Origin of the sequence: Xylanibacter brevis ATCC 19188 (assembly GCF_000621725.1) — a bacterium.
Classification (GTDB): domain Bacteria; phylum Bacteroidota; class Bacteroidia; order Bacteroidales; family Bacteroidaceae; genus Prevotella; species Prevotella brevis.
The window spans coordinates 156,482-171,287 of the sequence record NZ_JHXM01000004.1 but is presented as its reverse complement, the minus strand read 5'-3'; the positions used below and the strand labels follow the sequence as shown (position 1 = coordinate 171,287).

Here is a 14,806-nt window from a genome sequence, read left to right as displayed (position 1 = left end):
TATGTATTATGATAACTTATTTATAAACGAAAAAAAAGAATTAAAAATGAAAAAACGTATTATTTTATTCACCAACATTAAGGGTGGAGTAGGCAAGACCACGCTTTGCGGGCTATTTGCCACTTATCTGGCTCAACAGGGCATTCCTGTTGCCGTTATGGACGCTGATATCCAGCAGTCTTTGTATCGTCACCGTCAGCGTGATTTGTCGGATAATCCTACAGAGAAACTGCCGTGGCAAATCCAATCCATCAATACATCTGATGATGAGATGGTAGAATCGTTAATGGAGAAGCTTAAGAGTATTCCTGGCTGGATCCTGATTGACTGTCCTGGCAATGTCAGCGACCACGCATTAAAGTACATCTATCAGGCTGCTGATGTGGCCATAGTGCCATTTGGCTACGATACTGACACTGTCGATGCTACGATGCTCTTCTGTGACCTTTTTAAGCGTGTATGTCCTGCTAAAATGGTTTTTGTCCCCAATAATATCGTTGTTAGTGATGAGAGAAGGGAACAAGTAAAGAAAGACCGTGATGAAGCCGTTAAGCTTCTTGGTAATATCGGCTATGTAACACCACGAATTAAGCATGGTGTGGCCGTAAAGAGCTACAATACGCTTAATACTCTTGATTATTGGCAAGAGAAGGCTGTAGAGAATGCCTTTAAGCCACTTATAGAGAAGATTAAGAAATTGTAGAATTGTAGTTAAGTATGAATGTATACAAGTACACATTAATAAATGAAAACATGAAAAAGATAAAGATAAAACCAGTCAATGTGAATCTTGATGACATCATGAGGGAACAAACGGGGCAAACTCCTCAAAAGGACAAAACATATGTTCGCTCAGTGAAAAAGTTGCAAGATAACAATGAATATCGACGTTGTTCCTTCATTTGTAGTCCTGAACTGTGGGAAAAAGCACAGGCTATAGCCCATAAAGAACGCTTTTCTGTGCGTAACGTCATGGAGCATTGGATGCAAGCAGGAATTGCGTCTTATGAAGGTAAAAACGGAAAGATAAAGCTTAAAAAGGGGCGAGCCATTGATGATGTTATGTAGAGGTATACATGTCTATATGTGGCTATGTATAAATGAATACGAGTATACTGGTATTAATGTATACATGTTGCCATGATTGTGCCTTGGATTGTTTAATGTAGGCGGGAGAAGATGAAAGCTCTCGCCTACTTATTTTAAAGTGTAGACTAACGAATTCGGGAACAAAGCAACAATTTCGGGAAGATGGGCAACAATTTCGGGAAGTAAAAGTAACGAATTCGGGAAGATAAGTTGCTTTTTTTTGTGATAAATTTATGTAACATTCTGTTAATCAGTTAGTTTCTGTTCATCCTTGTTGTTAACAAACGATCATATAACATATACTTTTATTTGTTTTACTTATTAAAGCTTTATTTATGATTTAATATAATTCGTTATAGCAAAATACATCAAATCCCCTTTAAACAGAGGTTTTTCGGGCTATCTTCCCGAATTGGTAGCCGAATCTGAGTTATCTTCCCGAATTGGTAGCCGATAATGACTTTTTTATCATGCTTATACCTACCAGATAGTCTTCATTTGGCCGTTTTTGTGCAGCTAAACATCGTTTTATCTTCCCGAATTGGTAGCTGTATCTGGGTTATCTTCCCGAATTAGTAGTTTTGCCTATTAATTACCCGAATTAGGAGCCAATTCTGTCTTATTACCCGAATTAGGAGTTTTTAGCCTGTTAATTACCCGAATTAGGAGTTTTTCGGGGGAAATCTACCATGTTTTAGGGCTATTTATGATGCTTATAGCCTACGAATTCGGGTAATTGGGATATTTTTACACACGAACTCGGGTAATTAGACACACGAACTCGGGTAATAATGGGTATGGATAGTGTATACAAGTATTAATGATTACATGTATATTGGTGTTAATGAATACAAGTACACAGGTATAAATGTATACATGTTGCCATGACTGCGCTTTAGTTGGTTCTTGTAGGTGGTGCCTGAAAAACACATAGGGATTTCTACGAAAAATCACAAACAACCGAACAAAATCATTACAAACAACCGAACGAATTCGTCACAAACAACCGAACAAATTCGCCACAAACAACCGAACAAAATCACCGCAAACAACCGAAAAGTTACATGAAAATTTGGATAATTCATTATAAATCTGTAACTTTGCACACAAAATCAAAAACAAATAAAATGATGGACAGTATGTATAAACCAAGAATTGCCGACAGACTATTAGCTCGCAAGCTTGCAGGCAAGGGGGCTGTGTTGATTGAAGGCCCTAAATGGTGTGGCAAGACAACTACCGCTCGCCAGCAAGCCAAGAGTTTACTTGACTTAGGTGACACTGAAGTTTTGAAACAGAGCAAACAGATGATGGAAATCAGTTCGAAGACACTCCTCCAAGGCGAAACACCCAGACTGATTGACGAATGGCAGACAATAACAGAATTATGGGACACTATCAGAAATGAGGTTGATAAGCGAAGTGCTTTTTCTCAATTCATCCTGACGGGTTCTACTGTTGCTCCACAGGCTGAAGACACTGTTCACAGCGGAACGGGGCGTATTGGCAGAGTCAAAATGCGACCGATGAGTCTATATGAGTCTGGCGAGTCTACCGGCAGTGTCAGCCTGGCTAAGCTCTTTGATGGCGAGACGTTCGAACCGCAACCAAATAGCATTGATTTGGAGCGTATAGCCTTTCTGACATGCCGTGGTGGCTGGCCACAAGCAACGCTGCTGGAAGGTGATATTGCACTGGATCAGGCCTTTGGCTATGTTGATGACATTTCTGAAAGAGATATACAACGTGTTGACGGAGTAAAACGCAGCCCAGAGCGTACACGTCTACTACTCCGTTCGTATGCCCGCAACATTTCTCAGCAAGTACCCTATAGCACCATCAAGGCCGATATGCTGTCAAACGACTCACAAACACTTGACGAGGATACCGTTGCCGACTACATCAAAGCACTGAGAAAGCTTTTTGTAATTGAAGACCTTGATGCATGGAATCCAAATATCCGCAGTAAGGCAGCTATTCGTACAAGCGACACACGCCATTTCGTTGATCCAAGCATAGGTACGGCATCGTTAGGCTTAGGTCCCAAAGACCTAATAAATGATCTGGACTCGTTCGGACTTATCTTCGAAGATATGGCCGTGCGAGACCTGCGTGTTTTTGCCGAGGCACTCGACGGGAAACTATATCATTATCGCGACAGTTCAGGTCTGGAGTGTGACACCGTGTTGCATCGTCGCAATGGCACCTATGGACTGATAGAGGTAAAGCTTGGCGGCGAGAAACTGATAAACGATGGTGCAGATGCTTTGAATACGCTTGCCGATACCATAGATACCACGAAAATGAAGAAGCCTTCATTCAAGATGGTACTAACTGCTGTTGGCCCCTATGCATACCAACGGCCAGATGGCATATTTGTGGTTCCCATTGGTTGTTTGAAAGACTAACACAAAAAACGGCTCCTTAATAGGAGCCGCTTTTCATTTGATCATGTACCTATTTTTAAAATACTCGAATGGGGCCTTATCTTCATCGGGACATATCTCTAATGTTTGGGTTATAAAATATTCGAGAGAAATAGCCGAAATCTTATTCTGGAATTCAGGTTTAAGTTCATTCCGTAATGATGCAACCTCTTTTTCTGTAGTTGGATGCTGTGCAGGGGCGAGCACAACAGAATAGCATCTGTTTGCCCCCTTAATAATACCATAGCACTCAGTGAGAAGGAAGTTGCGGTAAATTTGCGTCACAACTTTCATTCCATCTAATTTTTTATTCTTATCCTTGGCTGCCTCTGCACTCTTAAGTAATTCTGCTTCAGTTTCAGGTTTGAACATACCAATTCTCTTAATCCATACATCATATAGTACATCGCTCTTTCTACTGGTGTTTTCGCCTAACACATCTGTATACTTTGTTTCTATCGCGACAAAGGCAGGTTTGCCATCCGTATCTTTATAACGTACGATAGCATCCATTGCGGTATTATCGTTCAGATATTTTTTAATGTCTGTATCCAGATACTCTAATTCTACTTCTGTAACCTCACTTATATATTTATCGGGAAATATATTCTGAAAGATTCTGCTGACAATGTCGCCCTTACCTTGCTCTCGCATTTCTATAAAGGGACAAAAGAGGTTAAATGCCATTGGTTGACTGGATAGCATATTATTGAAGAGTCGATATTCGTCAATCGTCTCATGAGGTTGTTTGTTTTCTACTCTATGTTTGGCATAATTAAAAGTAAACTCGTTCACAAAGTTCTTACCAGTCTTGTCGCCATCAACCAACATGTTTATTTGTGGCGTACCTTTCTTAAGGTGTGGCCCAACTCCCATTGGCTCGCCCATACGTTCGCGATACTTGCCCTGCAGTTCTCTGCACTTCTGAGTGAATTCTTTAATTGTCATAGAGTCTTACTTAAGCATTTCATCCTTAATAATTGATTAATCCCAGCATTTACTTCCTACCCTCTTTATATTTTCGGATGGCATCCTGCATGATATCATAATGGTCAAATGCCAGATGTGGCAAGTCAGACAGTAAGAACCATTCTGCCTTGGCAGCATCATCTTGACCAGTTACAGCTGTCGGTTCATCAATGATAGCCAGATAAGCTACCGTTATTGTACGACCTCTTGGATCGCGATCAACCTTTGAGTATGCTCCAATTTGGCGAACCTCTGTCACTCTAAGCCCAGTTTCTTCCTCCAGCTCACGTATAGCGCACTGCTCCGTAGTTTCATCCATATTCATGAATCCGCCAGGAAAAGCCCATGCTCCCTTGAAAGGTGGATTCCCTCGCTGGATCAGCAGCACCATTGGCTCTGCCTCTCTCGTTATTACGATACAGTCAGCCGTAACGGCCGGTCTTGGATATTTATAGGTGTATGTCATATTCGAAGAGTTTTATTTGGACGCATCAACCTTTTTGTCAATCAGAATGCTATTTGAGAAATAATCATGATATACCTGATTACCAAGATTGATTATGAAAAGATAGTTCTGACAGCGTGTTAGTCCTGTATAGACTAACTCATCTGAAAATTCGACAGGTTGAAGTTGGTTATTGAGGACAGCATTGCTTCCTATACTATCTTCAATGACAAGGAATAGAGCTGGACTTTCCCATCCTTTGAAAGAGTGAATCGTACTGAGTTTTATTGTTCCGCGATTCATCCAAAAATTAGCCTTTCTATTCTTTCGTATCTTTTCTATTTCACTATTCTTCTCCAATCCTGTTGTTGAATTAGGAAACACCTTTATGAATTCTTCTCTTGTCTCAAACATTATATTCGTATTCTCTTTGCTTTCTTTTCGTAGCATATAATCGAGGCTACGGAGCATCCTGATTCGTGATGATAGAATGGTTACGTCATTGGAATTAAGACTATGTTTTAGGATTTGAGAATATATATATTTAGCAAGGTTTTTGTCCTCCATCTCGTCGGCTGTAGGTTCATAATAATGGTATTCAATGTAAGGCTCATCGAACAATGACAGCATTGTATCTGTTTCAATTTGATTTTCAACAATATATTTCTGGGCAAAATACTTTTTCTGAAAGTCAGAAACAAGCAAAGCAATTTTCTTTGATAGACGATAGCTTTTATTCAACTTTTTATCCCAAGGTCCACTTTGTATAGGTATCACAGGCATTTTATCTACATCAAGTGTGCGTGAGTAGATATTTTGCTTTTCGTCGGCAAAGGCTACAATTTCTGCATTATCAGTTGCGAAGTTGTCTTTTATGATTCTTATCCAATTTTCTTTGTAGTCCTGCGTCTCGTCAATAAGAATCACATCGTATTTAGGGAGTTCTTTTATATGCCCATCGAACAGATGTAGATTTGAATATATCTTTTCGTCTGCCAGACGTTCAAAGGCAACTCTGTCGTTCATAAAAACCCTATTCCCTTCTTCGTCTGTTTCAAGGAAATCGAAATCGATTCCTACATTGTTCATGTTCGATGTGATAAAGTCATGATAGTTACTTATGTTGAAGAATTCCCATGCAAATTCTTCTCGGACTTGGCTAATTTTGTCGTGAATATAATTACGCAAAGTGATATTGAAAGTAAGAATAAGAACTTGTCCTTGCGTTCTCTTATGAGCATTCACCGCTCTTTGCGCCAACACAAGTGTCTTCCCTGAACCAGCAACACCCTTTATTCTTTTTCTTTCACCCTCTGTACTTTTAGCAAGTAACTCTTGCTCTTTGGAAAGCTTTATGTCCATTCCATCCTCCATCGTATGGAAAGATGGGCGAAGAATCCGTACGAAACTATTGTATAAATCTTCTGAGAAATACCGGCTGCGACGACTAATCCATCGCTCATCGAAAACTCTGTCCATCGTAGCCTTGTTCAGCGCATCATTTCCAAGAATGGTAAAGTTCTTGTCCACCCAGGTCTTGTATTTTCTGCATTTTTCCTGTTCTATACTACGGTTTGCAGAAATTTCGCAATTTCGCATCTTTCTCTGACAGACAGAACATTGTTTACAGATACCAACATGGCAGGAATCACATAATAATTCTCCATTACATTTATCATTAGCCTCCTTTGTCGTACTACAATGAAAATAGACGGCACAGTTTACTACATACCAATACTTAAAATCTTTCAAGCGTAGATTTAGCAGAGAATCTATATGAAGATCGTATAGCTTTTCCTTATACCTCAACACCTGTCTGAGAGGTGTGTTTTTGTTGACAGCGCCATTCGCTTTTACAATCCACTTACCGCTTGAACTGACGTTGTAATTTGACAAATCCCAATCCTTGACTTCGAAAACCATCACTCCACACCCTTTATGCATTACGATAACATCAGGCAAATCACCATTTAGGAAAGGCTGGAAGAATATCTCATATTCATCATCATAGTTGTGTAGCAAGAAACTAAGTAATGCCCTTTCCCCGGGGGTAGCAGCAGGCTTTCTCTTTTTGATTACTTCTATGGGAGGATATAGTTTCGCCATGATAGATACTATTAATAATATTCGAACAAAGTCATAGATTTGTATGTAATGATTGTTAAGATGCCTATACCTTTAATCTTACCAATTTTGTGGTAATACGATATTCTCTAAGTTATGTGCTTTCTCGAAAAGTGGCGAAATCTCATCATCTGTGAATCCAGCAATACCGCAGCCGATACGGGTAACGAGGAAGGTGAGATTCCTATTTTCTTTAGCAAACTCGATAAATTCATCCACGTAGGGTTTGATGGTTTCTACGCCGCCCTGCATCGTAGGGATGGCATAGCTCTGACCTTGCAGACCAACTCCCTGCCCCATGATGGCGCCAAACTTGCGGTAGGCGATGTAGGCCGCTCCACCGCCGTGCATACCTTTCAGATTGCTGCCAAACACAAATATCTCGTTTGTCTGCAGCTCTGTAATAAAATCTGGTGTTGTACGTCTCTGTTCCATAATTTCTTCTTTTCCCAAAACCATATCTTCGTAAGGCATAGGTGCTTCTGTGGTATACATAGCTCCTGCTTCTGCAAACACAACAGTTCGTTCGTCCATTACCTCTGGCATATCCAGATCCATGTCGAAGTTCTTTTTGAAGTATGGCACGATGATTTCATCTTTCAGCTTGTTGTAGCGTTGCGACACAGCCGAAGGAGTGATACCACATTCCGCAGCCACCTCTTTCCCCTTGAAGCCGCGAATCAATATCATTGTGATAATCAGTCTGTCCCATCTGTCGAGAGGAGCATGGTCGCATATATCTTCCACGATGCGATTGAACTGCAAGCGCAGGTTGTCGCCCTTCATGTCGAACGACTGCAGATAATCCTCGAAGGTGATGCTGCCGTACTCCCTGTGATACCATTTCAGCGCATCGAGCACCACATAGCGGAACCCACCAATCAGCCACGTCTTCAGACTGACCTCCGGCGAGTGATCCTCCAAAGGCTTCCAGTCGTGCTCCATTAGGTATATGGCATACTGGTGAGCCAGCGACATAAAATCGAGATTCTGCTTCCCGCTCAGTTGATACCGCTGGTCGAAAAGCCGATATCCTGCCTCACAATACCCGTAGAAATACTCACGGATAATGTCGCCGTCCCCCTCACGGAAGCCCTCTATAATCTCGTCGTCTGACAGTCTTTGATAATACATGGGCAATTTTTTCGCAAATATACAAAATTTTTGTCGTAATAGCTTAATTTTTTCCGAAAACCATCTTTAAATAGATGAAAGACGTCTTAAAATGAAGTTTCACCATTTAAAATTGTTACGATTATGAAAAGAAATGATCCCATGCCCAAGCAGCAGAACAAGAAAGAAACAAAGCGTGTCCACAATCTGATTATCGTCGATGAGAGCGGTTCAATGTATGTCATCCGCAAGCAGGCCTTCGTCGGTATGAACGAGACTCTCCAGACCGTTCGCCAGATGCAGAAGAAGTACCCTGACCAGGAGCAACGCGTCACCCTCCTTACCTTCGACAGTGGCCACACTACCTGGCACTACGACAATGCCCCTGCCTCGCGCACCAAGAACCTCGACTGGAAAGCCTACACCCCCGGTGGTGGCACACCCCTCTACGATGCCATCGGCATGGGAATTGCTAAGGTAAATGCACAGGTGGAAGATGGTGATCACGTACTCGTCACCATCATCACCGACGGTGAGGAGAATAGCTCTGAGGAGTGGACGCTGAAGATGGTTCGCACGATGATTGAGAAGCTGAAGAAGCAGAACTGGACCTTTACGCTCATCGGCACGGACAACCTCGATGTCGAGACGATGGCTCAGTCTTTCGCTATCGAGGAACACATGGAGTTCCAGCAGGACGAGGAAGGTACCAAGGCCATGTTTGCCCGCGAACGTCGAAGCCGCGAACGCTACAACTGCTGCATAGCCGAGGATGCCGCTATTCCTACAGGTTCGTTCTTCAGTGAAGAAGAGTCCTGATTATTGCAATGAATCCGCTTCTGCAATGACTGGAGCGGATTCATTATCTGACGATATTCTACAAATCGCCGCTATATGTTATTTCCTTCCAATGCTTGGAGAATACCGTCTCGCAAACATTGTCTAAGTACTCTTGAAGGAACTTGAAAGGGAATGGGTATGTCATCAACTCATTCCATCTTCCGAATCCGAACTTAAGCATCTCGACTATTTCCATGATTTCTGCTTCTACTGCAGCTGGATTCTCTTTGTGCAATACAAATATTCGTCTTGCTCTCGGCATCTTATCCATTTTGGTACTTTGAGTTATTTGCATATTTTCGCTATTAATACCAGATATGTAGGAATATGAACCCTCGTTTTCCCCATCTATGCCATCAGACTTCCAAAGATGGAAACCAATATACCCTCTAAGATATTTATGAGCCTCATAATTCGTCTTTCTTTTGAACAAAGCTACAGTTTCGCCTCTATTAACGACATCATCATACGCATCATTAATTTGAGAGACATCAAGAATAGGAATCTCGTCAGTATCAATAATTAGGTATACATTGCCATTTTTCTTCATAGCCATATAATCTCTGGCTCCTCGAATTCTGTCACATTCATAATAATTCAGATTGCTTTGTACAAACAAATCGAAATCATCGCCAAGTCTGTTTTTCCCCAAGCCATACTCTTGGATGGCTATATCTCCATTTGAATTCGCTGTAAAAGATGCTCCATGAATTGTACCATTGTTTATCTTATAGCGATAGAATACCCAGTTATGAATGAGTTCCGTCAATTGTAAAGGCAGTTTTCCCTTGACAAGCGAATCTTTCACAACGAGTTCTATCAAAATGCGTCTTGCACTTGCTTTGTCAATAACATCGTCTTTTTCATTGCCACTAATAATGATATGTTGAAGAGCATTTCCGCTATGCGGCAATCTTTCTAATAATTTGGTATAATATGTTTGAGTCTGTTCTTTTTCACGCGGCTCGCAAAATTTAATAATCATATCATTACCAGAAGGTTTTGTCGGGAACAACAAATAATCTCCGATAATATTTTTTGCCTCATTCTTAAACTGTTTAGCTATAGATTTAGAAAAAACAGTTTTGAAAGGGTCTTCTATAAAGATAGATCTGCCGTTCAGATAATTCTGCATAAAAAGCATCATTTCCTTTTTAGACCTGCATTCATCGTAGTGTAAAACGTTGAAATCACAGAATTTGAGTCTAACTACTTCTTTAAAACTTTCATTTACTAACTGCAATATCTGCCATATTACAAAGAGTTTTCCATGGGTATAGTTTTCCTGATTATATGGCCAATATGGGACATTGTTTTTATTGTCACTGTATTTCTTCTTTTGAACATATAGTTCTTGAAGGTTATAACCATCTTTCTTAACTTCCCTGATGACAATTGGCTTTACTGACTGGCCTTCCCATAAACAGCCACCCACATCTTTACCAACATGGAACACACAGTTCTTGTATTTGTTAAGCTCCTTGTAAGATGACGGATTAGAGAATGATGTGGTTTTGGCTGTCAGATTCATATACTCATTCACCTCAATTTTCAAGCAAACGAGTTCTTTCCTTGATTTTGGTACATTAAAGTTCTTGTCATCACAAACTAACAATGAGCCATCATTATACATCATTGTGTTGGATTTCTTTTTTCCCAAAGAGTTTATTGCAAGCGAAGCAACGATTCTCAATTTAAGTTTATCATCGTACTCTTCTAAACTGTCGTATTTAGAGCGGATAAACTCATAGCCTCTAAGACTGTTTAGAACATCTGCTTCATCCCCCTTCTTCGTAAGAATAAAGAAACGAGTTTCGGGGAATCTTAATACACCCCATCTTGATCTTATTCCAGTGACAGATAGGCACGGTTTGTCGGCAAACTGCTCATAGGCAAGATTCCTTGACTCTTTGTTACTACCATAGTAAGATACTATAGCATACTTCGCAAAAAAAGCAGTCTGATTGAAAACGACCTCTATCTTATTAGTGGTAAGAGGCAGACTCTTAATGTACTGCTCGTCTATCATATTTTTCAATTATTTACAAGATTTTTTAATTGTTCAATAGCACTATAGATGATGTTGCCGTTTTCATCTATAATACCGCCAATTTCACGAGTTTCATCCATGCTGGAGGCTGGTAGTTTCAGCATGTTGACTGTTACAATCTCACATCCAAGACGTTTACACTTTATTTCGCGTTTTAAGGTAGTTGGCATGTCACCATATCTGTCATTATGATCAGCATCTGGACGCATGTTCTTCACGTCGAAGGCAACCTTGTAGCTGCCATCTGGATTGGTAACAACATAATCTGCCAGTTCGTAATCCTTGCCTTCAAGGTGTTTGAGATTCTCTTCTGAACAATCCGTATAATGAAGAAGAATTGCCTTAAATGCTTCTTCTCCAATCTCACCGGCATAATCTGTAGCCAAAATCTGAGGATGTAGTATCAAACCACCTGCTCTCCAAGTTGTAGCAAAACCATTATTTTCAAAATGACTCTTAATAACGGGGTTTTTCATTAGAACATCTAACCTTACCGTTGAAGGCGATATAGTAAATGATTTGCCGTTACCTTTTACACAGATTCTATTATTCCGTCCTATTTCGCATGAGAAAGAATAGCATCCTTTTTCGTCTTGATTCCACCGTCCATAACAATCAGCGATGCACGTCAGTTGTTTGTCATTATCATCAAGTTCATCAATACTATCGATTACAGGCTTTTTTATAATAGTCTGCTTATAACTCTGGTTCATCTGTTGATGGATTACCACATTATATGGAACATCATCTTTTTCATCTATGTCATCATCATATTCCTCCTCGTCACTATTATGTGGAGTATATCTTAGTGCAATCTGCCTCATACGGTTAAGAAGAGATTGTACTTGGTTAGCTTTGTTACTTCGAATAATCTCATCAGGACTATATTCAATAATTGTTGGAGACCGATGCTCAATGACATATTTAGCCAGAATTCGGAATTCTTTCGTGAGAGATTTTTCCATATTGGCTGCGTCAAAGAAAGACTCCATCGATTTGTCATATAGAATATAAGTCGTACGAGGCTTATTCCTTGTTCTACACAAACGGCCGACAGCCTGCTCTATAGTTGTCTGCGCCCATGCAGATTTGTCCTTAATAATTCCATTATTGCGTTTTTCTCCGAACATAAAATTATTAGATAGAGCGTTATAAAGCCATTGAGAAACATCATTCATAGAAAGACTTCCACGTTGATAGAGCATCATTAAAACGAGCATAGCATTATATAAACTTTTCTCGTATGTTGATTCGCTACCGTCTTCACCCATCATCAAATAAGCCGTGGGAGCCTGAATATAGATAGCATCCCAGTCTTTCTTTAGCTTGTCACTTTCAGTGATCCAGTTATCACCAGCAATATAATCAAGTCCATCGGGAATATCATATTGCAGGTTTGTTCCGGCTTTAAAACTGCCATATGCACTGATAAGCATCAATTTCGCGTCTTTGTCCTTACTAAGTTCGGGTAAGATTCTTGTTTCTACATCCTCTAAGTCCTTAGATATGCGTATATGCTTGTTTTCCCAATTAGTTGGAATCTCATCATCAAACTCGTTTTCTTGTTCTTTATAAGAACCATCAATCAAGCAACTTAAGAGTTGAATCTGTTCTCTATCCTTGTCACCGGTTCTGTTTTGAAAAAATATCATGCTATGGATATCTTGATGGCTGATGAACCAATGGTAAGCTTCAATAAACTGAAACAGTCGATAGAGTTGAAATACATGGTCTTCAATATCTTTTGATGTCTTTTTAAGTTCTCTGTTTTTAATCTTAAACCATTTGTCAACTAAACCTTCTTCTATGGCATCTGTTGAGAACATCTGTCTGTATTTGTCGGGAAGTATTATGCCGTTTTCTCTTTTATCTTGATACTCATGTTTCTCAATTGGAACAATTTCAATGTTGTGTCCGACAGGATATGTTTTGTCAACGAGATCATCAAATGTCTCTCGATCTTCTAAGGAAAGCATATGTACCTTATTGCCAAGTGTATGCTTAAGGTAATTGATGTCGCAATTGCTGACCACAGACCATGAAGATGCCGTTGCTGAACAAAGTACTACAGATGTATTTTTAGAGTTTACAAGATCTATCAATATTTTCTCCGGAGTAGTAGCTATTTCTCTACAAGTAAGTCTTACCCTATGTTGGTTATCAAGTTCATCAATCTCCTCTTGATAAAGCTGAACACCTTGCGAATACACAGAGAAATCTGGAAGTTTCTTCTTGTTGTCATCACCAACAAACAGATTTTTTCTGTTTGTCATAAAGTCAAGCATTTGTTGCTCAAACTGATATTCTGAGTTTATTTCAAATCGAGAGAACAAAGTATGAATCTCGCGTTCGAGAGTAGGATAACCAAGATACTGCTGCGTCTCAGAAGTGTTATTACCAACATTTTTGCTTTCTTGTTTGAATTTCTCACGACTTTTTTCTAATGATTCTGCAATAACCTTACGCAGCTGCGATCTGATAGCAGTAGTGTTACTGATTATTAGAGAAAGAAATTTCTCAAGAGGAACAACTATAGAATACTCTGACAGTAATATATCATTCTCTTTAGCATGGATTAAACTCAAGTGTTTATCGTTTTTACGATAGCAAATATACGAGTTGGTAACGTCACCTTTTGGAGCAATATTCAATCGCAATGCTGGACCAGAGAAAAACACGCCACGCCTATATGACTCCAGGTCTTCCGTATCATCAAGGAAGATGTTTTTATAGGGAATGACATCACCAAATGACCGTTTCCAGTTGGTATTTGTTATAGTTTGAGCTTTTTTAATGCCATTTTCTAATGTACTTCCATAATATCTATCAGATATAGATTCGGGATTCTCTATTAATGACTTGTAGTGAAGATAGCCATTATAACCTTTCAAAGACTTCGATCCTTTTATGGATTGATCAATAATAGCGGAACGAATGGCCGTTGCAGCTTGATCAGATTCGTCAAACAAGACAAGTGTCCGCTTGTTTCGATCTGCCATATCCTGCAGACGAATCTTTTCATAGAGTATTGGATCAATCCCATAAACAGCTTTGTGTACGGTCATTAAAAGGACTTTCTTACGCCTAAAATTCACCTGAGGATATGCTTCTGCCAATTCCGGAAAGCGTGAGAGCATAGTATCAAGTGTGGCTTGTTTCAGTTGTTTGGTGTTTTCAAGATGTTTTCTATAAAGATCGAAAAATCTACGAACCGTTTTTCTTAGTGCACCTTCTCCTTCTTCTATTTTTCCCTCCAAGAATTCGTTTTTACCATTGTCATCAAGCGTTTTTACCAGACTTGAAAGCCCCTCAAATGTCTTCCTTACAGCGTTAAATGCGTATTGTAAATCCTTTGCTTTATATCCATTCTGTTTTTGTTCTCCTATATGATAACATATTTTATCAAGCAAGCGTTGAAAAGAGCCATTGTTAACAGCCTTGATAATGACTTCTGGGTTATTTTCTATAACCATCTTATCATGAGGAGAAATTAGGCTATTTCTCCCGTTGATAAAACGGTCTATCTCTCTATTCATGCCATCTACCAACTTATTTTGTACGCATAAGATGATAATACGATCAAACTCGTTAGGATAGTATTCACATGTAAGTTTGCCGATTGTGTATGACTTTCCACCACCTGTAGCGATATCACAGATGTGAAGTCCTGGCTCGGTATAACCCTTGAAGATGCCTTCTACATGTTTGCTCAGTTGTTCTTTATATGTCAAAGCCATTTTAATTCAATCC

General features: G+C 39.7%; 10 protein-coding genes. 4 read left to right on the top strand and 6 right to left on the bottom strand.

All coding sequences use genetic code 11. The annotated features are described in order from the left end of the window. Nucleotide 1: 1 nt before the first annotated feature. From T433_RS0103600 to T433_RS0103590, 3 genes are all read left to right on the top strand, one after another. Complete coding sequence (locus tag T433_RS0103600; protein WP_345938757.1) at nt 2-703, top strand: ParA family protein; 702 nt, start codon at nt 2-4, stop codon at nt 701-703. 50 nt (nt 704-753) lie between these two features. Further along, nucleotides 754-1,068, top strand: coding sequence for a hypothetical protein (locus T433_RS0103595; protein ID WP_027454886.1), 315 nt, complete (start codon nt 754-756; stop codon nt 1,066-1,068). 1,160 nt (nt 1,069-2,228) lie between these two features. Continuing rightward, complete coding sequence (locus T433_RS0103590; RefSeq protein WP_248616473.1) at nt 2,229-3,497, top strand: ATP-binding protein; 1,269 nt, start codon at nt 2,229-2,231, stop codon at nt 3,495-3,497. Between the two features lie 33 nt (nt 3,498-3,530). On the opposite strand, the gene T433_RS0103585 is transcribed toward T433_RS0103590, so the two are convergent. The 4 genes from T433_RS0103585 to T433_RS0103570 all read right to left on the bottom strand — a co-directional run bounded on the left by T433_RS0103585 (nt 3,531) and on the right by T433_RS0103570 (nt 7,488). After that, nucleotides 3,531-4,463: a PGN_0703 family putative restriction endonuclease gene (locus tag T433_RS0103585; protein WP_027454884.1), complete on the bottom strand. Its 933-nt coding sequence runs from the start codon at nt 4,461-4,463 to the stop codon at nt 3,531-3,533. Between the two features lie 49 nt (nt 4,464-4,512). Further along, nucleotides 4,513-4,950 (bottom strand): NUDIX domain-containing protein, encoded by a 438-nt coding sequence (locus T433_RS0103580; RefSeq protein ID WP_027454883.1) that lies wholly within the window; start codon nt 4,948-4,950, stop codon nt 4,513-4,515. A 12-nt stretch (nt 4,951-4,962) separates the two neighbouring features. After that, nucleotides 4,963-7,035 (bottom strand): nuclease-related domain-containing DEAD/DEAH box helicase, encoded by a 2,073-nt coding sequence (locus T433_RS0103575; protein ID WP_027454882.1) that lies wholly within the window; start codon nt 7,033-7,035, stop codon nt 4,963-4,965. 78 nt (nt 7,036-7,113) lie between these two features. Then, entirely contained in the window at nt 7,114-7,488 is a 375-nt protein-coding gene (locus tag T433_RS0103570; RefSeq protein ID WP_044109179.1) for an A1S_2505 family phage non-structural protein, read from the bottom strand. An 822-nt stretch (nt 7,489-8,310) separates the two neighbouring features. On the opposite strand from T433_RS0103570, the gene T433_RS0103565 reads away from it, so the two are divergent. Further along, nucleotides 8,311-8,985 (top strand): vWA domain-containing protein, encoded by a 675-nt coding sequence (locus T433_RS0103565; protein WP_248616472.1) that lies wholly within the window; start codon nt 8,311-8,313, stop codon nt 8,983-8,985. A 58-nt stretch (nt 8,986-9,043) separates the two neighbouring features. Here the strand turns inward: T433_RS0103565 and T433_RS0103560 are convergent, their stop codons facing one another. Beyond that, a complete protein-coding gene (locus T433_RS0103560; protein WP_044109147.1) occupies nt 9,044-11,035 on the bottom strand; it encodes a hypothetical protein in 1,992 nt (663 codons plus the stop codon). 5 nt (nt 11,036-11,040) lie between these two features. Next, a complete protein-coding gene (locus tag T433_RS0103555) occupies nt 11,041-14,793 on the bottom strand; it encodes a hypothetical protein (RefSeq protein ID WP_211249741.1) in 3,753 nt (1,250 codons plus the stop codon). Between the last annotated feature and the right edge of the window lie 13 nt (nt 14,794-14,806).